Origin of the sequence: Mesorhizobium sp. M1307 (genome assembly GCF_040318155.1) — a bacterium.
In the GTDB taxonomy this organism is placed as follows: Bacteria; Pseudomonadota; Alphaproteobacteria; order Rhizobiales; family Rhizobiaceae; genus Mesorhizobium.
The window spans coordinates 147,403-169,183 of the sequence record NZ_JAMYLR010000006.1; the positions used below are offsets into that span (position 1 = coordinate 147,403).

Genomic DNA, 21,781 nt, shown 5'->3' on the forward strand with positions numbered 1-21,781 from the left:
ATTGATGCCAGCCGCCCGGATTTTTGCCCCAATGCTCATCGACAGTTTGGCCTCATGGGGTTTGTCGATGACGGCCGGGGCTCGAACATGGTTGATGGTTCGTTAACGAAGCCGCGCATAGAGTTGGGCTTCAATGTCTGAAGACTGGAAATCACGAACGGGCTCCTGGCGCGTGCGCTACGGCATCGCCGTGGCGACGATCGCGCTTTCGCTCGGCGTCGCGCGGGCCGAGAACACGCTCGACCTGGCGCCCGACCCGGACCAGAGCCGCGCCGAATACGAAAAAGTATCGAAAGAGATCACGCTGTCGTCCGAGCGGCTGGCCAAGCTCGCCGCCGACATAGCGGCTGTCAAGAAGGACCACGCCTCGATCACCGCGGCGCTGATCCAGTCGGCGATGACCGAGCAGAAGCTCGGCCAGGACATCGAGGACATTGGCGGCAAGCTGGAAGGGCTGAAGGCGCAGGGGCAGAAGATCCGCGCCTCACTGGCCGCCAGACGCGACGTTCTGGCCGAAGTGCTCGGCGCGCTGCAGCGCATGGGGCTCAATCCGCCGCCGGCGATCCTGGTCAAGCCGGAGGACGCATTGTCGTCGGTGCGCAGCGCCATCCTGCTCGGTGCCGTGGTGCCGGAACTGCGCCAGCAGACCGACATGTTGCTGGCCGACCTCAAGGAGCAGTCGCGGGTGACGGCCTCGATCGAGGCCGAGCGGGCGCGGCTGACGGCAGCTGTCGGCGAGCAGGCGGCGGAAAAAAAGCGGCTCGGCATGCTGCTCGAAGCCAAGCAGAAGCTCGCCGCCGATACGCAAACCGCGCTGACCGCCGAAAAGCAGCGGTCCGCGACGCTGGCGGCCAAGGCCGGCAGCCTGAAAGAACTGATCGCCTCGCTCGAGGCCGACAGAGCCCGCAAGGCGGCGGATGCGGCCAAGGCAGCCGAGCAAAAGACGGCCGACGCCGACAAGGGCCCGGTATCGGCTGCGGCGCCGACGGAATTGGCCTCGCTGCCGGTGCCGGAGAGCAACAGGCTCACCGCTGCCGCGCCGTTTTCCGCGCTTCAAGGGCAAATCGCGCTGCCGGTCACCGGCAGGATCAAGCGGCGCTTCGGGGCCGACGACGGTAACGGCGCGGTGATGCTCGGTGACATGGTTGCGACACAATCGGGAGCCATCGTCACAGCGCCGGCGGATGGAAATGTGCTTTATGCGGGGCCTTTCCGCTCTTACGGTCAACTCTTGATCCTGAATGCGGGTGACGGCTATCATGTCGTCCTGGCGGGGATGAGCAGAATCAGCGTCGCGTCTGGCCAGTCGGTGCTCGCAGGTGAGCCGGTCGGCGCGATGGGAGAGGCCCGGGTGGCGAGCACCTCGGCATCGAAGAATGGAAATGCCACGCCGGAGCTCTATGTCGAGTTCCGCAAGGATGGAAAACCCGTCGATCCGGCCCCATGGTGGGCGGACCGTTTTTCTGGAAGGACGTGAATGATGCGGAAACTGTCGCTTCTGTTTGCCGGTGCGCTGATGGGTGCATCGGCGATGAGCCTGGTCTATGGCGCGCCCGGCTCGACAGCGAAGGCTGCGGGCTCCGAGACCTATAAGCAACTGGCGATCTTCGGCGATATCTTCGAACGGGTACGGGCGAATTATGTGACGCCGCCCGACGACAAGTCGCTGGTTGAAAATGCCATCAACGGCATGCTGTCGTCGCTCGACCCACACTCCTCCTACATGAATGCCGAAGAAGCGCAGGACATGCGCGTGCAGACCAAGGGCGAATTCGGCGGCCTCGGCATCGAGGTCACCATGGAGAACGACCTGGTCAAGGTGATCACGCCGATCGACGATACGCCGGCCGCCAAGGCAGGCGTGCTCGCCGGCGACTATATCGCCAAGATCGACGGCGAGGAGGTCCGCGGCCTGACGCTCAACGACGCTGTCGAGAAGATGCGCGGGCTGGTCAATACGCCGATCAAGCTCACCATCCTGCGCCAGGGCGCCGACAAGCCGATCGAACTGACCGTCGTGCGCGATATCATCAAGGTCAAGGCCGTCAAGTTCCGGGTCGAAAACGACATCGGCTACATGAAGATCACCTCCTTTACCGAAAAAACCTATGACGACCTCGAGAATGCCATCGACACCATCAAGAAGCAGGTGCCGAACGACAAGCTCAAGGGCTACGTGCTCGACCTGCGCCTCAATCCGGGCGGTTTGCTCGACCAGGCGGTGAGCGTGTCGGATGCCTTCCTCGACCGTGGCGAGATCGTCTCGACGCGCGGCCGCGACCCGAAGGACGTCACCCGCTTCGACGCGCGGGCCGGCGACGACATCGGCGGCAAGCCGCTGATCGTGCTCGTCAATGGCGGCTCGGCCAGTGCCTCGGAAATCGTCGCCGGCGCGCTGCAGGATCTGCGCCGCGCCACGGTGGTCGGCACGCAGTCCTTCGGCAAGGGTTCAGTGCAGACCATCATTCCGCTTGGCGAGAACGGGGCGCTGCGGCTGACGACGGCGCTCTATTACACGCCGTCCGGCAAGTCGATCCAGGGCAAGGGCATCACGCCCGACATCAAGGTCGACCAGCCGCTGCCGGCCGAACTGCAGGGCAGGGACCTGACGCGCGGCGAATCGGACCTCAAGGGCCATATCAAGGGCGCCGACGAAAGCACGACCGGTTCGGGTTCGGCAGCCTATGTGCCGCCGGAACCGAAGGACGATTTGCAGCTCATCTATGCCGAGCAGCTGCTGCGCGGCCAGAAGACGGATCCGGCGTTCCCGCCGAATCCGCAAAAGGCCGTGTTGAACCAGTAAGGGCGGGCAAGCCGGGCCAAACAGGTCTGGCTGCCTGAGCGAAGCGATGCGATGCTGCCGGGGCCGCGAGGCTCCGGCAGTTTGATTCGGGGGCCGCGGCCGGCATGCTGCGCGTCCAGTGAAGCAAGGGGACGCGCCGACATTTTGGATTTTGCGCCTCCGGAGAAGGTTTACTTCGGGGATGCGCGCCGGGGGGTGCGGGCTTGGCTGATATCGGCAAGGACATAGAACGACCTCTCGGACAGGCGATCCGGCTGCCGCGCTCAGGCAGCGGGATCAGCGCCGGTGCGGTCGCGGCCGCGCTTGTCGTGCTGTCCGTGGTCGGCGTCTCCAGCGCGATCGCCTTGCGAGACAAGCCGTTCCGGAAGCTGCAAGAAGTAGCCGTTTTGACGCCGAAGACGCCGGCGGCGGATACCGCCGCCGCGCCCGCCAAGGCGACGCCCGAAATGGCTGCGCCAGGCAACGCAAGCGGGGCCAACATAAGCGGGCCGAAGACGGGCGGTCCGCAGATCATCCATGTCCAGACCGAGGGGGGCGACGGTCCACCCGAGGCGGCCATAGTCATTCGCGACCCTTCGACGATCGGCCAGAACCTCAGGATCGCGCACATTCCCGACAAGGCGCTGGTCGAGGCCAGCGAAACCGGTCCGTTGCCGATCCGCGCCGCCGACGGCAGGCGCCCGTTCGATGTCTATGCGCGGCCGTGGTCCGGGGCTCGCGGTGCACGCGTCGCGCTCGTCATCGGCGGGCTTGCCGTGTCGCAGACCGGCACGCAGGCAGCCATAGCCAAGCTGCCGGCGGAAGTGACGCTGGCCTTCGCGCCGCAAGGCAACAGCATCGGCCGCTGGATGCAGGTGGCGCGGCAGAGCGGCCATGAGGTCATCATGCAGGTACCGCTTGAGCCGTTCGACTATCCGAACGTCAATCCCGGCCGTAACACGCTGACCGTGGCTGCAACGCCGGACGAGAATTTGAAGAATTTACGCTGGGCGCTGTCGCGAACGACCAACTACACCGGCGTCATGAACTATATGGGCGCCCGCTTTTCGGCCGACGCGACGGCGATGGGGCCGTTGATGGCCGAGCTTGGCAAGCGTGGTCTGGCCTATGTCGACGACGGTTCGTCGGCGCGCAGCCTGGCACCCGAACTGGCGCTGAAGGACGGCGTGCCGTTCGTCGGCGGCGATACGGCGATCGATGCGGTGCAGGACCGCGGCGCCATATTGAAGAAACTGGATGGGCTGGAAGCGACGGCACGGGCGAAAGGGTTTGCCGTCGGCATCGGCTCGGCTTTCGACCTGACGGTGGATACCGTGTCTTCCTGGGTGACCGAGGCCAAGAAGCGTGGCATCGAGATCGTGCCGGTTTCGGCGGTGGCCATAGATCCGGAAAAAGGCTGAGATGGCAAAGAACAAGCTCGTTGAGCCCGAGACGCTGCCCTACCGGCCCTGCGTAGGGGTGATGGTCCTCAATGAAGCCGGCCTGGTTTGGGTCGGCCGTCGCATTGCCGAGCCGGACAGCGAATTCGCTGGAACGACGCAGCTCTGGCAGATGCCGCAGGGCGGCATCGATGATGGCGAGGAGCCGCTGCCCGCGGCGGCGCGTGAACTTTACGAAGAGACCGGCATGCGCTCGGTGTCGCTGCTGGCCGAGGCGCCGCACTGGATCAAATACGACCTGCCGGCGCATCTGGTCGGCGTCGCCTTCAAGGGACGATATCGCGGCCAGACGCAGAAATGGTTTGCCTTCCGTTTCCACGGCGACGAAAGCGAGATCGCGATCTTTCCGCCGCCGGGTGGCCACAAGGCCGAGTTCGACCGGTGGGCGTGGCGGCCGATGCTGGAATTGCCGGGCCTGATCGTGCCGTTCAAGCGCAAGGTCTACGAAGACGTGGTGGCGGCGTTCCGGCACCTGGTGGCGTAGCCGCCGGCCTTCCGTTAAAACAGGTCGGCATGAACAACATCTCCAGCAAATCTCTTCCGCCGACCGTCACCCTGGGCGAACCGATCAGCGAAGCCGCGGCAGGGGCGATCCTGACCATCGATCTCGGCGCCGTCCGTGAGAACTACCGGCGGCTGAAGGCGCGGCTGGGCGGCGTCGGCTGTGCTGGAGTGGTCAAGGCCGACGGTTACGGGATTGGCGCGGCGCCGGTGGCGGCGGCGCTGATGGGTGAGGGCTGTAATACTTTCTTTGTTGCGCATTTGGCCGGCGGCATCTTGCTGCGTAAGGCGCTCGGCTCAGACCCGGCCATTTATGTGCTGAACGGCATTCCGCCGGGTGCGGAAAGGGAAGCGGTTGCGGCAGGGCTTTGCACCGTACTCAACAGCGTCAGCCAACTCGCGGCATGGCGCGAGATGGCCGGGCGGGTGGGCCGTAAGTTGCCGGCCGCCCTCCAGGTCGACAGCGGCATGTCGCGGCTCGGCATGACGCCATCCGAGGTGCAGGCAGTCGCGCAGGATCCGCAGGCTTTCGACGGTGTCCAACTGACGTTCGTGATGAGCCATCTCGCCTGCGCCGATGAACCCGAGCAGCCGGCCAACGAGCGGCAGCGGCTGGAATTCGAACGGCTGCGCCGGATGCTGCCGGAAGCGCCGGCTTCCTTTGCCAATTCATCAGGCATTTTTCTCGGGCAGCGCTATCACTACGACCTCGTTCGTCCGGGTGCCGCTCTCTATGGCGTCAATCCGACGCCGGCGAAGGACAATCCGATGCTGCCGGTGGTGCGATTGCAAGCCAAGGTCATCCAGACGCGGATATTGGAGGCCGGCGCCGGTGTCGGCTACGGTCACACTTTCCACACCAAGGCTCCGCTTGCCGCGGCGACGATTTCGCTCGGCTATGGCGATGGCTGGCATCGACTGGCCGCTTCCTCCGCCTGGCTCGAAAATGTGCGGCTGCCCTTCGTCGGCCGGGTTTCGATGGATTCGATCATCCTCGACATTTCCGCATTGCCGCCCGGCAGGCTGAAGGCCGGCGACCTCGTCGAACTCATCGGACCGTCGTCGCAGACGGTGGACCAGGTAGCCGGCCAAGCCGGCACCATCGGCTATGAGGTCTTGACCAGCCTCGGCCACCGTTTCCACCGGCGATATGTGAATGGCTAGGACGCAAGGTTGTTGTCCTCACGCATGTCTTTTCCCTAAGCATCGGCACTTGGCTGACGCCACAGAATCCGGCAGACATGAGGCGGCGATGATCCCGGTCTCGAATCCCGACGAGATGCCGCCGCGGAGAACCAAACGATGAAGATCTTCGTGCTGGGCGGCGGCGTGATCGGGGTCACCACCGCCTATTTTCTTGCCGAGGCCGGTCATCAGGTGACGGTGATCGATCGCCAGAAAGGCCCGGCGCTGGAAACCAGCTTTGCCAATGCCGGCGAGATCTCGCCCGGCTATGCCTCGCCCTGGGCCGGGCCCGGCGTTCCGTTGAAGGCCATCAAATGGCTTTTGATGAAGCACGGTCCACTGGTGGTGCGACCGGCCCTCGATCCGCATATGTGGATATGGCTGGTCAAGATGCTGCGCAATTGCACGGCTGAACGCTACGCGCTGAACAAGGCGCGCATGGTGCCGCTGGCCGAGTACAGCCGCGACACGCTGAAGGCGCTGCGCGAGGCGACCGGCATCGCCTATGAAGAGCGCGCCAAGGGCACGCTGCAGCTCTTCCGAACGCAAAAGCAGCTCGACGGCGTCGGCGGCGATGTCAAGGTGCTGAAGGCCTATGGCGTCCCCTACGAGGTCCTCGACCCCGACGGCTGCATTGCGGCCGAGCCTGGGCTGGCCGGCGTGCGCGAAAAATTCGTCGGTGGCCTGCGGTTGCCCGGCGACGAAACCGGCGACTGCAAGATGTTCACCGACAGGCTTGCCGAGCTTTGCGCGGCACGCGGCGTCACCTTCGAATACGACACGGAGATACGGCGCGTCGTCAAGAAGCGCGATCGCATCACCAACGTCAGCACCAGCAAGGGCTGGATGGTCGCCGATGCCTATGTGATGGCGATGGGCAGCTATTCGGCACGGTTCATGCGCATGCTGAAGCGGCCCATCCCGGTCTACCCGGTCAAGGGCTATTCGATCACCCTGCCGATCAAGGACGCCGCCGCCGCACCGGTCTCGACCGTGATGGACGAGAGCTACAAAGTAGCGATCACCCGGCTCGGCGACCGTATCCGGGTCGGCGGCACGGCGGAGATTTCCGGCTTCGACCTGCGGCTGCACGAATCGCGGCGGCGCACGCTCGAACATTCGGTCGGCGACCTGTTTCCGGGCAGCGGCGACATGCGATCGGCGACCTTCTGGTGCGGACTGCGGCCGATGACACCGGACGGGCCGCCGCTGATCGGCCGCACCGATTTCTCCAATCTCTATCTCAACACCGGCCATGGCACACTCGGCTGGACCATGGCCTGCGGCTCGGCCAAAGTTCTGGCCGACATCATCTCCAGCCGGGTGCCCGAGATCGACGTCGGCGATCTCGGGCCCGGACGATACGCCAAGTAAGACGCCCACCAGCTAAGACAGCCAGCGGCCGGCAGGCTCACGCGAACAAACCCCTGTCCCGTTCGACGGCCTTGGTAATGAAGCTCGCGACGACCTGAACGCGGCGCAGCGGCCTGACCGATTCATGATAGACCAGCCAGTAGGCGCGGCGTATGGGTGCGACGATATCGAGAGGCACCAGCTCCGGCATCGAGCGGGCAACGAAGGTGTGCAGGATGCCGATGCCGGCGCCGGAACGCACTGCTTCGGCCTGGCCGAGCGCGGAGGAAATAGCGAAGCTGGTGCGCCAGTCAGCGCTGAATTCGGCCGCGTAGTCGAGCGAGCGACTGACGATCAGGTCCGGCACGTAGCCGATCAGCGTATGCTGGCCTAGCTCGGCGGCGGTTCCGGGCAGGCCATGGGTGTCGACGTAGGCCCGCGACGCGAACAGGCCGAGCGTGTAGTCGACCAGCTTTCCCGCCACCAGGCGGCCTTCCGTCGGCCGTTCGACGGTGATGGCAATGTCGGCCTCGCGCCGGGACAAAGAGAAGGAGCGTGGCACCGGCACCAGCTGGATGGTGAGCTCACGGTGCAGAGCGGTCAACGCGCCGAGGCGCCTGGCCAAGAAGGCGACGCCAAAGCCGTCCGGCGCGCCGATGCGAACGGTGCCCGAGACGTCGTCGCCTTCGCCTGAAACGGTCGAGCGCGCGGCGATCATGTCGCCCTCCATGCGTTCGGCAATCTCGAGGAAACGCTCGCCCGCCGGCGTCAGCTCGCTGCCGGTGGTAAGCCGGCGAAACAGTTTTGTCCTGAGCGCATCCTCGAGGGCGGCAATGCGGCGCGAGACGGTCGCGTGATTAAGCTCCAGCCGCCTGGCGGCGCCGAGGATCTGGCCGGCCCGCGCTACGGCAAGGAAGATACGGGCATCATCCCAGTTCATGAGGGTGGTCCTGGCGATAACGATCAAAACCGCGTTCCTTCGTGCCCCCCTCTGTCCTGCCGGACATCTCCCCCTCAAGGGGGGAGATTGGCAGTTTCGCCGCAGGCGTCTTTCTTGCCGCGGTGAAGATTTCCGAAGGCGGGCGTGACAGCCAATCTCCCCCCTTGAGGGGGAGATGTCCGGCAGCACAGAGGGGGGCGGTGAAGGAACTCAATCTCAATCCTTGCTGCTGGGGACCTGCATTCTTCCTATTTGCGAGAATTGATGCTCTGCCGTCAACCGCTATCTATTCTCCGCACAACGGTTGCGTTTTCGCTCGCGTTGCCATCGCTCCCGCAAAGGCGGACAATGCCTCATCACGAACCAGGGAGAGAGACCATGATCGAATACGGTCATTTCATCGGCGGCAAGCGCGTCGCCGGAACCAGCGGCCGCAAGCAGGACGTCATGCAGCCGATGGACGGCACGGTGCGCGGCACGGTGGCGCTGGCTTCGCAGGCGGAATTGCGCGCGGCGGTCGAAAACGCCAAGGCCGCACAGCCCGGCTGGGCGGCGACCAATCCGCAGCGACGCGTACGCGTCCTGATGCGGTTCCTCGAGCTGGTCGCCAAGGAGTATGACGCGCTGGCCGAGATATTGGCGCGCGAACACGGCAAGACCATTGCCGACGCCAAGGGCGACATCCAGCGCGGCCTCGAAGTGGTCGAGGTCTGCATCGGTGCGCCGCATATGATGAAGGGCGAGTTCACCGATGGCGCCGGCCCCGGCATCGACGTCTATTCGATGCGCCAGCCGCTCGGCGTCGTCGCCGGCATCACGCCGTTCAATTTTCCGGCGATGATCCCGTTGTGGAAGATCGCGCCGGCCATCGCCTGCGGCAATGCCTACATCCTCAAGCCGTCGGAGCGCGATCCGGGCGTGCCGATGCGGATTGCCGAACTGTTCATCGAGGCCGGTCTGCCGGCGGGCATCCTCAATGTCGTCAACGGCGACAAGGAAGTGGTCGACGCCATCCTCGACGATCCCGACATCAAGGCCATCGGTTTCGTCGGCTCGACACCGATCGCCCACTACATCTATTCGCGCGGCTGCGCGGCCGGCAAGCGCGTGCAGTGCTTCGGCGGCGCCAAGAACCACATGATCATCATGCCCGATGCCGACATGGACCAGACCGTCGACGCGCTGATCGGCGCCGGCTACGGCTCGGCCGGCGAGCGCTGCATGGCGATCTCGGTGGCCGTCCCGGTCGGCAACGACACCGCCAACCGGCTGATGGAAAGACTGGTGCCGCGCGTCGAGAGCCTGAAGGTCGGTCCGTCGACGGATTCTTCCGCCGATTTCGGCCCGCTGGTGACGGCGCAGGCGCTGGAGCGGGTCAAGTCCTATGTCGACACCGGCGTCAAGGAAGGCGCCAAGCTGGTCGTCGACGGCCGCGGCTTTTCCATGCAGGGCTACGAGAACGGCTACTATATGGGCGGCTGCCTGTTCGACAATGTGACCGCCGACATGCGCATCTACAAGGAAGAGATCTTCGGGCCGGTGCTCTCGGTCGTTCGCGCACCGACCTACGAGAACGCAATCAAGCTCGCCAACGAGCACGAGATGGGCAATGGCGTCGCCATCTTCACCCGCGACGGCGACGCGGCGCGCGACTTCGCCTCGCGGGTTCAGGTCGGCATGGTCGGCATCAACGTGCCGATCCCGGTGCCGATCGCCTACTACACCTTTGGCGGCTGGAAGGCGTCCTCCTTCGGCGACCTCAACCAGCACGGGCCGGACGCGTTCCGCTTCTACACCAAGACCAAGACGGTAACGTCGCGCTGGCCGTCCGGCGTGAAGGATGGTGCCGAGTTCGTCATCCCGACGATGAATTAGCCGGACGGTTTTCTGTCTGCGCGTCCTCGCCTTCGGCTTGGGGCGCGCGGGCCGGCGTGAAGGATGGCGCCGAGTTCGTCATCCCGACGATGAATTAGCCGGACGGTTTTCTGTCTGCGCGTCCTCGCCTTCGGCTTGGGCGCGCGGGCCGGCGTGAAGGATGGCGCCGAATTCGGCATTCCGACGATGAACTGATCCAAATCGCAGAAAGCAAGAAAAGGCCCGGGCACCAAGCTCGGGCCTTTTTGTCGCGGTCTTCATCGGCATGAACACTAATGTGATGGAACCAAGAAGGCAGCAATCTTCTTAGGTTGCAGTCCTGCCGCGAAGGAGACGCTGGCAGATCAACCAACGGCGCTGGTGACGGCTCCGGGGGATATGTCCGGCGCAAAGGAGGTGTCAGATGACACGTCTCATGGCGACTATAGCTTGCGCTGCGATGGCCCTTTCCGCCGTCCCGGCAATGGCTGCCGAGCAATGCGCGGCTCGCGCCGATATGGTCAAGGCGCTCGGCGAGAAGTTTCATGAAAACCCAAGCGCGGTCGGCGTCGTCAATCCGAATGTGGTGCTTGAAGTCTTCGTTTCCGACAAGGGCACCTGGACCATCCTCGCCAGCGACACAAAAGGTCAAAGCTGCGTGATTTCAGTCGGCGAAGGCTGGGAAAGCGCGATGACGATAGCGGCGCTGCCAGGCACCTGAACGATTTATCACGGGTCTGCGCGCCTCGGCATGGCCGCGCAGCCTGTGGCCCATTCTTTTCGGCGACAGCCGTAAAACGGATCTGCAGGCGCCCGCTTGGGCGCCTGCTTGCGCTTTTCCATTGCCGATACCATATATCGAGAACATAATGGGAACATCTGGAATCGTTCCCACCAATGGCAGACCGGAACACAGAAAGGAACGACGCGATGATGATGACGTCGGAACCGGCCTGAATCGCTCCGGCAAAATGAGGCCGTCAAACCCCTCCTTTGCCGGAACGTGATGGCAAAGGAGGTGCCCTATGGCACGCAAATCGCTGTTGAGATGGGTGAAAACCCTGGTTCTTGCTGGCGCATTGGCGGTGGGTACGAACACCGCAGGCGCGCAATATCAATACTGCGTTGAACATGGCGAGCTCGTCGCCCATTTGAGCGAGAAGTTCCAGGAAAGGCAGTTTGCTTTGGGGCTGATCGGTCATGAGGCGGTCATGGAAGTCTTTGTCGCCGAGACCGGAACCTGGACCATCGTCGTCACCGATATCGCCGGCAGAAGCTGCATCGTCGCGGCCGGCGACAATTGGGAAAACGTGATGCCCCTGCCCGGCCAGGGCGCATGACGAAATGGCAGGCTCAGCGCGTAGCAGCCGCCTCGGCATGGCCGCGCAAAAGCGCCATCAGCCGCTTGGCGTCCTTGGCCGCGGCCTCTTCGTCGCTGGCGAGGATCGAACGGATCAGCGCGACATGATGCTCGGCGGATTCGGCCAATCCGGTATCGGCCTTGTAGCGGAACCAGAAGCGACGGCTATGGGTTTGCAAGGGTGCCGCCAGGCGCGCGGCGAACGGGTTGTCGGCAGCCAGCGCCAGCGCCTCGTCGAGCGCCTTGTCGGCCTGGATGAAGTAAAACACATTTTCCGAAATCACCGCTTTCTGCATGGCCAACGCTGCGTCATGAAACAGGTCGGCGGCCTCGCGGGTGACGAAGCGGGCGGCCGAGCGGGCAAGCACCACCTCGACGCCACGGCGGGCGTCGAGGACACGCAGCCAGTCGCCAGGGTGAAGCGGGGCAATGGCAATGCCGGCACGCGGCCGGACCTCGAGCAGCCCCTCCCAGGCCAGCCGCTGGATCGCTTCGCGCACCGGGGTGCGGCCGAGGCCGAGCCTGTCGATCAGCGCCCCCTCGGTGATGAAGCTCGCCGGCGCCAGTTCGAGAGTTACGATCATGTGCTCGAGCCTGCGGTAGGCCTTCGCGGTCGCCGGCTCGGAGCCAGGTCTGTCATATACCAATGCGAACATCTCCTGATATATTGTTGATATATCACATCAGATTCAACGTTGACAGCCGGCTTCTTAAGAAATATACGGCTGATATATCAGATGGAGCGATCGACATGTGGGCCGGAGTCTTCCCCGCCGTTACGACCAAATTCACCGAGGACGACGGCCTCGACCATGCCGAGATGGAGCGCTGCTTTGCGCTGCAGATGGAGGCCGGCTGTGACGGCATCATCGTCTGCGGGTCGCTCGGCGAAGGCCCGATGCTGTCGCACGACGAGAAGATCGCGGTGCTGAAGACCGCGCAGAAGATCGCCGGCAACAAACCGGTGCTGTTGACGGTCAACGAGGCCGGTACACGCGAGGCGGCGGCGATCGCGCGCCGCGCCGCCAAGGAAGGCGCCAATGGTTTGATGGTGGTGCCGAGCCCGATCTACCATACCAATGCCGAGGAGACGGTCGCGGCACTCAGCGCCGTCGCCGCGGCCGGCGACCTGCCGGTGATGATCTACTCCAACCGGCTTGCCTACCGCGTCGACGTCACCGTCGACCAGATGGAGGAGTTGGCGAAGGACCAACGCTTCGTCGCCATAAAAGAGTCCTCCGACGACATCCGCCGCTCGACCGAGATCATCAACCGCCTCGGCGACCGCTACGACCTGTTCACCGGCGTAGACAATCTCGCCTTCGAGGCGCTGTCGGTCGGCGCCATCGGCTGGGTGGCGGGCCTGGTCACCGCGTTCCCGCGCGAGACCGTCGCCATCTACCAGCTGATGAGACAGGGCCGCCGCGAGGAGGCGTTGAAGATTTACCGCTGGTTCCGGCCGCTGCTCGACCTCGACGTCTCGACCTATCTGGTGCAGAACATCAAGCTCGCCGAAGTGTTGGCGATCAACACCAACGACCGCGTGCGCATGCCGCGCCAGCCATTGTCGGGCGAGCGGCGCAAGGCAGTCGAAAAGATCGTCAGGGATGCGCTGGTGGTGCGGCCAGAGCTGCCGACATTCTGATCCGGTCGCTTTGAAGGCATTTGCAGATGTGCAGCGCGGCGCATGGCAATGAATGATAATGCTACGCTCGATGTCGCCATCATTGGTGGCGGCATCATCGGCATCTGCGCCGCCGCCTTTCTGGCCGAGGCGGGGCGAAACGTCACGATCTTCGATCGGACGGGGATCTGTGAGGAAACCAGCTCCGGCAATGCCGCTGCCTTTGCCTTCTCCGATGTGCTGCCGCTCGCCCACAAGGGCATGATCAAGCAGTTGCCGAAATGGCTCGCCGACCCGCTCGGCCCGCTCAGCATCCCACCCGCGTATCTGCCGAAGCTGCTGCCCTGGCTGGTCCGCTTCTGGCGCGCCGGCCGAAGCGACCGCTTTGAAGCCGGCCTTGCCGCGCAGGCCGGGATGATGAAGCTCGCCGAGGCGGAATGGATGGGCTTGCTCGACCGTTCCGGCACACGGCCGATGCTGCATGAGGACGGCTCGCTCGAACTCTACGACAGCGAGGCCGAGTTCAAGGCCTCGCTGACCGGCTGGGCGGCAAGGCAGCGCTTCGGCATCGGCTTCAGCCATGTCGAGGGGAGCGCTCTCACAGCCCTGCAGCCCGGTCTGTCGCCGCGCTTCGTCAAGGGAACGTTCGTGCCGGGGTGGAAAACCGTTGCCGATCCCAAGCTGCTTGGAAAGGCCTTGTGGGCCTATGCCGAGAGGTTGGGCGCCGGGTTCGAAAGGGCCCGGATCGAGCGTGTCAAGGCGGGACAGGACGGCGCGATCTTGACAACGGCCGACGGCACGCGGCGACGGGCGAAGCACGTCGTCATCGCTGCCGGGGCCTGGTCGCATCTGCTGGCGAGACATCTCGGCGACGGAATCCCGCTGGAGACCGAGCGTGGCTACAACACGACGTTGCCGAAGACTGCCTTCGACGTAAAGCGGCAATTGATCTTCTCCGGGCATGGCTTCGTCATCACGCCGCTCGAGACGGGCCTGCGCGTCGGCGGCGCGGTCGAACTCGGCGGCCTTGAGAGGCCGCCCAATTATGCGCGCTCGAAAGCGCTGCTCGAAAAGGCGCAGAAATTCCTGCCGGGACTGGATCCGGCCAATGGACGCGAATGGATGGGGTTCCGGCCGTCGCTGCCGGATTCGCTGCCGGTGATCGGGCGGTCGCAACAAACGCCGTCGGTGGTGTATGGTTTCGGCCACGGTCACCTCGGCCTGACCCAGGCTGCGGCGACCGGGCGCTTGATCCGCGAGCTCGTTCTCGGGCAGAATCCATCGCTCGATCTCGGCCCGTTCAGCCCGCAACGGTTTTGAGTTCGAAGACATTCAGTTGGGAGCCGGCATGGCCAAGAATTCCTTCTTCTGCATAGACGGCCACACCTGCGGCAATCCGGTGCGGCTGGTCGCCGGCGGTGGGCCTTTGCTCAAGGGCTCAACGATGATGGAGCGGCGAGCGTATTTCCTGGCCGAATATGACTGGATCCGCACCGGGCTGATGTTCGAGCCGCGCGGCCATGACGTGATGTCCGGCTCGATCCTCTATCCGCCGACGCGTGAAGATTGCGACATCGCCATCCTGTTCATCGAAACCTCGGGCTGCTTGCCGATGTGCGGCCACGGCACCATCGGCACGGTAACTTTTGCCGTCGAGCATGGGCTGATCAAGCCGAAGACACCGGGCGTGCTCAGGCTGGATACGCCGGCGGGCCTGGTCGTAGCGGAGTACAGCCAAGTCGGCGACTATGTCGAGGAGGTGCGCATCACCAATGTGCCTTCCTTCCTCTATGCCGAGGCACTGACGGTCGAATGCCCCGGGCTCGGCGAGATCAGCGTCGATGTCGCCTATGGCGGCAATTTCTACGCCATCGTCGAACCGCAAAAGACCTATCGCGACATGGCCGACCATTCGGCCGGCGAACTGATCGCCTGGAGCCCGGTGGTGCGGCAGCGGCTCAACGAAAAATATACTTTCGTGCATCCGGAGAATCCCGGCATCAACACGCTGTCGCACATATTGTGGACCGGCGCGCCGACCAACCCGCAAGCCGATGCCCGCAACGCCGTCTTCTACGGCGACAAGGCAATCGACCGGTCGCCCTGCGGCACCGGCACCTCGGCGCGGATGGCGCAGCTTCACGCCAAGGGCAAGCTTGGGGTCGGCGACGACTTCGTCCATGAATCGATCATCGGTTCGTTGTTCAAGGGCAGGGTCGAGAAAGAGGTCACCGTCGCCGGCAAGCCGGCAATCATTCCGTCGATCGGCGGGTGGGCGCGGATGACCGGATTGAACACGATCTTCATCGACGACCGCGACCCGTTCGCGCACGGCTTCGTCGTCAAATAGAGAAAACGCTGACGCAGGGGAAAGAAAGAGAGCGCAAACGGATTGCCTTCGACGGCGCAACGATCCCGCTCATCAACTTATTTTGACGGCGATTTCTTCGAAATGGAGCGCATGCTGCGATTGAATCGTCAAAGACATTGCGTTAGGCCAATGGTAGGGTCCGCGATGGTCCAGGGGCCGGATAGGAAAAAACGGGCAATCCGATGGCGTGCGACGAAAACACCCATGGCGATTGAAAAATCACGTTGCAATCCGGGCTCGAAACTTTACGACTAGGGGCAATACGAAAAGGAATGCGTCTGCATGGGCGACATTCCAGGGGAGCCACGACAGCATGCAGTATTTTGTCCAGCAGCTTATCAATGGGCTGACGCTGGGATCGATCTATGGGTTGATTGCGATCGGCTACACGATGGTGTACGGCATCATCGGCATGATCAATTTCGCCCATGGCGACATCTTCATGGTCGGCGCTTTCACCGCCCTCATCGTTTTCCTTATCCTCGGTGCGTTGTTCTATTCGGTGCCGATCGTCGTTGCGCTGCTGATCATGATGATCGTGGCGATGCTTTTGACCGGCCTCTACAACTGGACTATCGAGAAAGTGGCTTACCGGCCGCTGCGCGGTTCGTTCCGGCTGGCGCCGCTGATCACCGCCATCGGCATGTCGATTGCCCTGTCCAATTTCGTCCAGGTCACGCAAGGGCCGCGCAACAAGCCCGTCCCGCCGATGGTCTCCAAGGTTTATTCGATCGCGGGCATCAGCGTGTCGCTGAAGCAGATCATCATCGTCCTGGTCACCATAGTCCTGCTGGCGCTGTTTTGGTATCTGGTCAACAAGACCTCGCTCGGCCGGGCGCAGCGCGCCTGCGAGCAGGACCGCAAGATGGCGGCACTGCTCGGCGTCGACGTCGACCGCACCATCTCGATCACCTTCATCATGGGCGCCGCGCTTGCCGCCGTCGCCGGCACGCTGTTCCTGATGTATTACGGCGTGGTGGTGTTTTCCGACGGTTTTACGCCCGGTGTGAAGGCGTTCACCGCCGCGGTGCTCGGCGGCATCGGCTCGCTGCCCGGCGCCGTGCTCGGCGGGCTGATGATCGGCTTCATCGAGAGCATGTGGTCGGCTTATTTCTCGATCGACTACAAGGATGTCGCGGCGTTCTCGATCCTGGCGATCGTGCTGATCTTCCTGCCTTCCGGCATTCTCGGCCGGCCAGAAGTCGAAAAGGTCTGAGATCATGGCGGTTACCGTGTCTCCGGAAAGCACCGTCGTCGCCACCCCGGTCCAGCGCGCTTTTCGCGAAGCGCTCTATGCCGGCGCCGTCGCGCTTGGCCTGTTCGTGCTGTTCATCGGCCTGAAGACCGACCAGAACATCTCCAACGAGTTGATCCTGGTGCAGCGCTGGGGCCTGCTCGCCGCCGTGGTGATCGCCACCATGATCGGCCGGTTCCTCTACGTCGCCTATGGCCAGCCTTTCATGGCCAACCAGAAGATCGCCGATGTCGCCACCGGCCTGCTGCCAGACAGTGTGGCGACGCGGTTCTTCCGGTTACCATATTTCTTCGCGGCGATCGGTATTGCGGTCGTTCTGATTCTTCTGGCCAGCTCCCTTGACGGGCTGGTGGGGCCGGATCTTGCAGGTTATGCACGTTTCGTGCGAGCGCTAGCGATCATCTATGCGCTGGCTTGGGTGATCTACTATTTCCGTGCCTTCATCCATGCCCATTTTTCGGCGCTCGGCATAACCGCGCTGGCGCTCTATCCGATCATCGTCGTGCTGGTGCTTGCTCTCTATACGGGTTCGATGGTGGGCGGCTTCCAGGGCTCGCTGAAATGGGTCGACAATTTCGGCATCCAGATCCTGATCTACGTGATGCTGGCCTGGGGACTGAACATCGTCATCGGCCTCGCCGGCCTGCTCGATCTCGGCTATGTCGCTTTCTACGCGGTCGGTGCTTACGCCTACGCGTTGCTCGGCACGCATTTCGGCCTGTCGTTCTGGATCCTGCTGCCCGCCGCCGGCCTGATGGCTGCGTTCTGGGGCGTCATGCTCGGCTTCCCGGTGCTGCGCCTGCGCGGCGACTATCTGGCCATCGTGACGCTCGCCTTCGGCGAGATCATCCGGCTGGTGATCATCAACTGGCGCGAAGTGACCAACGGTTCGGCCGGCATATCCGGCATCCCGAAGGTTTCATTCTTCGGCCTGATATCGTTCAATGTCTCGGACCCCAACTACATCGCCAAGGTGTTCGGCATTGCCCAATCGGGCGCCTATTACAAGATCTTCCTCTATTACCTGATCCTCGGGCTCTGCCTGCTGACCGCCTTCGTCACAATAAGGCTGAGGCGCATGCCGGTCGGCCGCGCCTGGGAAGCGCTGCGCGAGGACGAGATCGCGTGCCGCTCGCTCGGCATCAACACCACCACCACCAAGCTCACCGCCTTTGCCACGGGCGCCATGTTCGGCGGCTTCGCCGGCTCGTTCTTCGCCGCACGGCAAGGCTTCGTCAGCCCGGAATCCTTCGTCTTCCTGGAATCGGCGATTATCCTCGCCATCGTCGTGCTCGGCGGCATGGGCTCGCTGGTCGGTATCGCCGTCGCCGCGCTGGTGATGATCGGCGGCACCGAAGCGCTGCGTGAACTCGATTTTCTGAAGCGGATATTCGGCCCCGATTTCACCCCGGAACTCTATCGCATGCTGTTGTTCGGCATGGCGATGGTCATCGTCATGCTGTGGAAGCCGCGCGGCTTCGTCGGCAGCCGTGAACCGACAGCCTTCCTCAAGGTTCGCAGGGCCGTGTCGGGGTCCTTCACCAAGGAGGGGCACGGCTGATGAACGCGAGCCCCTCCGTGACCGACGCCATCCTCCAGGTCGAGCATCTGTCGATGAAGTTCGGCGGTCTCGTCGCCATCGGCGACCTGTCCTTCCAGGCCAAGCGCGGCGAGATCACCGCGCTGATCGGTCCGAACGGCGCCGGCAAGACCACTGTGTTCAATTGCATCACCGGTTTCTACAAACCGTCCGAAGGCATGATCACGCTCAACCGGCGCGACGGCTCCAGCTTCCTGCTCGAACGTCTGCCGAACCATGAGATCCCGGCGCGCGCCAAGGTGGCGCGCACGTTCCAGAACATCCGCTTGTTCTCGGGCATGACGCTGCTGGAGAACCTTCTCGTCGCCCAGCACAACAAGCTGATGAAGGCGTCCGGCTATACCATTCTCGGCCTGTTCGGCTTCAGCGGCTATAGGCAGGCCTCGGCGGAGTCGGTCGAACTGGCCAGGCACTGGCTGGAGAAGGCCGATCTTGTCGAACGCGCCGACGATCCGGCCGGCGATCTGCCCTATGGCGCACAGCGGCGCCTCGAAATTGCGCGCGCCATGTGTACCGGCCCCGAACTTCTGTGTCTCGACGAGCCGGCCGCCGGCCTCAATCCGAAGGAATCGGCGGCGCTCAATGCGCTGCTGATGGACATCAAGAAAAACACGTCGATCCTTTTGATCGAGCACGACATGTCCGTGGTGATGCAGATTTCCGACCACGTTGTGGTGCTCGAATATGGGCGCAAGATCTCCGACGGCAGTCCGCAATCGGTGCGGACCGATCCGCGCGTCATCGCCGCCTATCTCGGTGTTGACGACGAGGAGGTCGAGACAGTGCTGAGCGAAGTCGGCGACGAAGACGTCATCGAGCAATTGGATACGGGTCCGGATGCCGCCCACGGCCCAGGCACATCGTCTTCGTATCTCGCCGGACCGGTTACCGACACGGTCGGCCACAGCGAGGGCGAGCGCGTCACCGTGTCAAAGGGCGCTTCGAAGGCCGGCCAGATCGATGCAAGGTCGAGCGCTGCTGCAAAGTCCGGATCGCCGGCCAAAGCCAAATTGGCCGCGAAATCTTCCACGGCAAAGCCGGGCAAGGCTCCGGCGAAGTCGAAAACTCCCGGCACCTCCAATCGGCGTGGAGGGCGTAAATGATGGCCGGCACAACGCTGCTCGATATCAAGGGCGTCCAGACCTACTACGGCAATATCAGGGCGCTGAACGGCGTCGACGTCACCGTCAACCAGGGCGAGATCGTGGCGCTGATCGGCGCCAACGGCGCCGGCAAGTCGACGCTGATGATGACCATCTTCGGTGCTCCCCGCGCCCGCGCGGGTACCATCACATTCGCCGGTACCGACATCACCCAACTGCCGACGCATGAGATCGCGCGCATGCGCATCGCCCAGTCGCCGGAGGGTCGGCGCATCTTCCCGCGCATGACGGTGATGGAAAACCTGCAAATGGGCGCCAGCCTCGACAACCTCGAGCATTATGACGAGGACGTCGAGAAGGTGTTCACGCTGTTCCCACGCCTCAAGGAACGCACTGCCCAGCGTGGCGGCACGCTATCCGGCGGCGAGCAGCAGATGCTGTCGATCGGCCGCGCGCTGATGGCCCGGCCGAAGCTGCTCTTGCTGGATGAGCCGTCGCTTGGCCTGGCGCCGCTGATCGTCAAGCAGATCTTCGACGCCATTCGCGAGCTGAACCGCACGCAGGGGCTGACCGTGTTCCTGGTCGAGCAGAACGCCTTCGGGGCGCTAAAGCTCGCCACGCGCGGCTATGTCATGGTCAACGGCAATGTGACGATGAGCGGCACCGGCAAGCAACTGCTTGCCAATCCGGAAGTGCGCGCCGCCTATCTCGAAGGCGGTCACCACTGAGTTCAGGAGACATCAATCATGCAGGGCATTCTCTATGAGGAACCCTCGATCTGGCAATTCTTCTTCGTCACCTGCCTGCTTGGCGGGTGGGCAGTGTGGATGACGGGCAAGGCCAGTGCCCAGACATGGCGCGGCTTTGGGCATTTGTTCGCCTATATCCTAGGCCTGGGCATCGCCGTCAGGTTCATTCACCACGCGCTGTTCGGCGGCACGATGTTCTCGCTGCATTATTATGTCGTCGACACCATAGTGCTGATGATATTGGGTTTCGTCGGTTATCAATACACGCGCACCAATCAGATGGTAACGCAGTATAATTGGCTCTATGAAAGAGCATCGCTTTTGAGCTGGAAACCAAAAGGTGACGTTCATCATTAACGTCGTCTCGGGGATGAATCGGCGTGACAAGTGCCTGAAAATCGGCAAAGTACCTTTTCTGCGAGTAAGAGTGGGCATCGCATGAAAGAAACATCCACGCCCACTCGGTAAATGGGAGCGTTTTACATGAAAAAGTCACTCTTGTCCGCCGTCGCCGTGATCGCGCTTGTCGCGTTCAGCGGCAGCGCGTGGGCTGACATCCTGATCGGCGTTGCCGGTCCGATCACTGGCCCGAACGCAGCATTCGGCGCGCAGTTGCAGAAGGGCGCCGAACAGGCTGCCGCCGATATCAACGCGGCTGGCGGCATTAACGGCGAGCAGATCAAGATCGAGGTCGGCGACGACGTGTCGGATCCGAAGCAGGGCATCTCGGTCGCCAACAAGTTTGTCGCCGATGGCGTCAAATATGTCGTCGGCCACTTCAATTCGGGCGTCACCATTCCGGCGTCAGAGGTCTATGCCGAGAACGGCATTCTCGTCATCACGCCTTCCGCTACCAACCCGAAGCTGACCGAGCGGGGCCTGTGGAACACGTTCCGTACCTGCGGACGCGACGATCAGCAGGGCAAGGTTGCCGGCGACTACCTCGCCGCGCACTTTAAGGACGGCAAGATCGCCGTCGTCCACGACAAGACGCCTTACGGCCAGGGTCTCGCCGACGAAACCAAGAAGGCACTCAATGCTGATGGCGTGACCGAAGCCATGTATGAGGGCATCAATGTCGGCGACAAGGACTTCTCGGCGTTGATCGCCAAGATGAAGGATGCCGGCGTCAACGTCGTCTACTATGGCGGCCTGCACACCGAGGCCGGCCTGATTATGCGCCAGCTCGCCGATCAGGGTCTCAAGGCCCAGTTCATGTCCGGCGACGGCATCGTGTCGAACGAATTGGCCTCCATCGCCGGCGATGCCGTCGACGGCACGCTGATGACGTTCGCTCCCGATCCGCGCAAGAACCCGAACGCCAAGGAACTCGTGGAGAAGTTCCGCGCCGCCGGTTTCGAGCCTGAAGCCTATACGCTCTACTCCTACGCCGCGCTGCAGATCGTCGCCGCCGCCGCCAACAAGGTCGGCTCTTCCGACGACGCGCAGAAGGTTGCGGAAGAGATCAAGAAGAGTGGCCCGTGGAAGACCGCCATCGGCGACATCGGCTATGACGCAAAGGGCGACATCACCCGTCCCGACTACGTCATCTACACTTGGAAGAAGGGTGACGACGGCAAGTACACCTACTTCGAACAATAAGCCGGCAAACGCCTGCAGCCCAAAAAATGCCCGGCGCCTCGC

Annotated in this window: 19 protein-coding genes and 1 pseudogene; 18 read left to right on the forward strand and 2 right to left on the reverse strand. The window is 63.3% G+C overall.

The genetic code is table 11. The annotated features are described in order from the left end of the window. Positions 1–133 precede the first annotated feature (133 nt). The 6 genes from NKH16_RS10395 to NKH16_RS10420 all read left to right on the forward strand — a co-directional run bounded on the left by NKH16_RS10395 (position 134) and on the right by NKH16_RS10420 (position 7,302). A complete protein-coding gene (locus NKH16_RS10395; protein ID WP_352742929.1) occupies positions 134–1,477 on the forward strand; it encodes a murein hydrolase activator EnvC family protein in 1,344 nt (447 codons plus the stop codon). Continuing rightward, complete coding sequence (locus NKH16_RS10400; RefSeq protein ID WP_023678065.1) at positions 1,478–2,803, forward strand: S41 family peptidase; 1,326 nt, start codon at positions 1,478–1,480, stop codon at positions 2,801–2,803. 203 nt (positions 2,804–3,006) lie between these two features. Further along, positions 3,007–4,203, forward strand: a complete 1,197-nt coding sequence (locus NKH16_RS10405) for a divergent polysaccharide deacetylase family protein (protein ID WP_352742930.1) — start codon at positions 3,007–3,009, stop codon at positions 4,201–4,203. A gap of 1 nt (position 4,204) precedes the next feature. Then, positions 4,205–4,726: an RNA pyrophosphohydrolase gene (locus NKH16_RS10410; protein ID WP_352742931.1), complete on the forward strand. Its 522-nt coding sequence runs from the start codon at positions 4,205–4,207 to the stop codon at positions 4,724–4,726. A gap of 29 nt (positions 4,727–4,755) precedes the next feature. Then, positions 4,756–5,907: an alanine racemase gene (alr, locus tag NKH16_RS10415; protein WP_352742932.1), complete on the forward strand. Its 1,152-nt coding sequence runs from the start codon at positions 4,756–4,758 to the stop codon at positions 5,905–5,907. 138 nt (positions 5,908–6,045) lie between these two features. Continuing rightward, a complete protein-coding gene (locus NKH16_RS10420; RefSeq protein WP_502894785.1) occupies positions 6,046–7,302 on the forward strand; it encodes a D-amino acid dehydrogenase in 1,257 nt (418 codons plus the stop codon). A 37-nt stretch (positions 7,303–7,339) separates the two neighbouring features. Here NKH16_RS10420 and NKH16_RS10425 read toward each other — a convergent pair whose 3' ends face one another. After that, positions 7,340–8,221, reverse strand: a complete 882-nt coding sequence (locus NKH16_RS10425) for a LysR family transcriptional regulator (RefSeq protein ID WP_352742934.1) — start codon at positions 8,219–8,221, stop codon at positions 7,340–7,342. A gap of 378 nt (positions 8,222–8,599) precedes the next feature. Between NKH16_RS10425 and NKH16_RS10430 the strand changes: the two genes are divergently transcribed. The 3 genes from NKH16_RS10430 (at position 8,600) to NKH16_RS10440 (ending at position 11,415) form a co-directional block, all read left to right on the forward strand. Continuing rightward, the gene (locus NKH16_RS10430) at positions 8,600–10,096 is read left to right on the forward strand and encodes a CoA-acylating methylmalonate-semialdehyde dehydrogenase (protein WP_352704739.1); all 1,497 of its coding nucleotides are present in this window, start codon (positions 8,600–8,602) and stop codon (positions 10,094–10,096) included. A gap of 403 nt (positions 10,097–10,499) precedes the next feature. Continuing rightward, positions 10,500–10,796 carry a hypothetical protein gene (locus tag NKH16_RS10435; RefSeq protein ID WP_352450871.1) on the forward strand — a complete coding sequence of 99 codons (297 nt, stop codon included), beginning with the start codon at positions 10,500–10,502 and terminating at the stop codon, positions 10,794–10,796. A gap of 304 nt (positions 10,797–11,100) precedes the next feature. Further along, positions 11,101–11,415, forward strand: a complete 315-nt coding sequence (locus NKH16_RS10440; protein WP_352450870.1) for a hypothetical protein — start codon at positions 11,101–11,103, stop codon at positions 11,413–11,415. A gap of 13 nt (positions 11,416–11,428) precedes the next feature. Here NKH16_RS10440 and NKH16_RS10445 read toward each other — a convergent pair whose 3' ends face one another. Next, positions 11,429–12,091 carry a GntR family transcriptional regulator gene (locus NKH16_RS10445; protein ID WP_352742936.1) on the reverse strand — a complete coding sequence of 221 codons (663 nt, stop codon included), beginning with the start codon at positions 12,089–12,091 and terminating at the stop codon, positions 11,429–11,431. A gap of 95 nt (positions 12,092–12,186) precedes the next feature. Between NKH16_RS10445 and NKH16_RS10450 the strand changes: the two genes are divergently transcribed. From NKH16_RS10450 to NKH16_RS10495, 9 genes and pseudogenes are all read left to right on the forward strand, one after another. Continuing rightward, on the forward strand, positions 12,187–13,080 hold the full coding sequence (locus tag NKH16_RS10450; RefSeq protein WP_352450868.1) for a dihydrodipicolinate synthase family protein: 894 nt from the start codon (positions 12,187–12,189) through the stop codon (positions 13,078–13,080). Between the two features lie 48 nt (positions 13,081–13,128). Further along, positions 13,129–14,379: an NAD(P)/FAD-dependent oxidoreductase gene (locus NKH16_RS10455; RefSeq protein ID WP_352742937.1), complete on the forward strand. Its 1,251-nt coding sequence runs from the start codon at positions 13,129–13,131 to the stop codon at positions 14,377–14,379. 28 nt (positions 14,380–14,407) lie between these two features. After that, positions 14,408–15,409, forward strand: a complete 1,002-nt coding sequence (locus NKH16_RS10460) for a 4-hydroxyproline epimerase (protein ID WP_352742939.1) — start codon at positions 14,408–14,410, stop codon at positions 15,407–15,409. 334 nt (positions 15,410–15,743) lie between these two features. Further along, the gene (locus NKH16_RS10465) at positions 15,744–16,646 is read left to right on the forward strand and encodes a branched-chain amino acid ABC transporter permease (protein ID WP_352450865.1); all 903 of its coding nucleotides are present in this window, start codon (positions 15,744–15,746) and stop codon (positions 16,644–16,646) included. A gap of 82 nt (positions 16,647–16,728) precedes the next feature. Beyond that, positions 16,729–18,246, forward strand: a pseudogene (gene livM / locus NKH16_RS10475) (high-affinity branched-chain amino acid ABC transporter permease LivM); the annotation flags it as partial. Next, the gene (locus NKH16_RS10480; protein WP_352742941.1) at positions 18,246–19,388 is read left to right on the forward strand and encodes an ATP-binding cassette domain-containing protein; all 1,143 of its coding nucleotides are present in this window, start codon (positions 18,246–18,248) and stop codon (positions 19,386–19,388) included. The pseudogene livM and the gene NKH16_RS10480, both read left to right, overlap by 1 nt. Further along, the gene (locus NKH16_RS10485) at positions 19,388–20,116 is read left to right on the forward strand and encodes an ABC transporter ATP-binding protein (protein ID WP_352743009.1); all 729 of its coding nucleotides are present in this window, start codon (positions 19,388–19,390) and stop codon (positions 20,114–20,116) included. The genes NKH16_RS10480 and NKH16_RS10485 overlap by 1 nt, the downstream gene beginning before the upstream one ends. An 18-nt stretch (positions 20,117–20,134) precedes the next feature. Then, entirely contained in the window at positions 20,135–20,494 is a 360-nt protein-coding gene (locus NKH16_RS10490; RefSeq protein ID WP_352450863.1) for a DUF6867 family protein, read from the forward strand. Between the two features lie 126 nt (positions 20,495–20,620). Further along, entirely contained in the window at positions 20,621–21,739 is a 1,119-nt protein-coding gene (locus tag NKH16_RS10495) for a branched-chain amino acid ABC transporter substrate-binding protein (protein WP_352450862.1), read from the forward strand. Positions 21,740–21,781 lie beyond the last annotated feature (42 nt).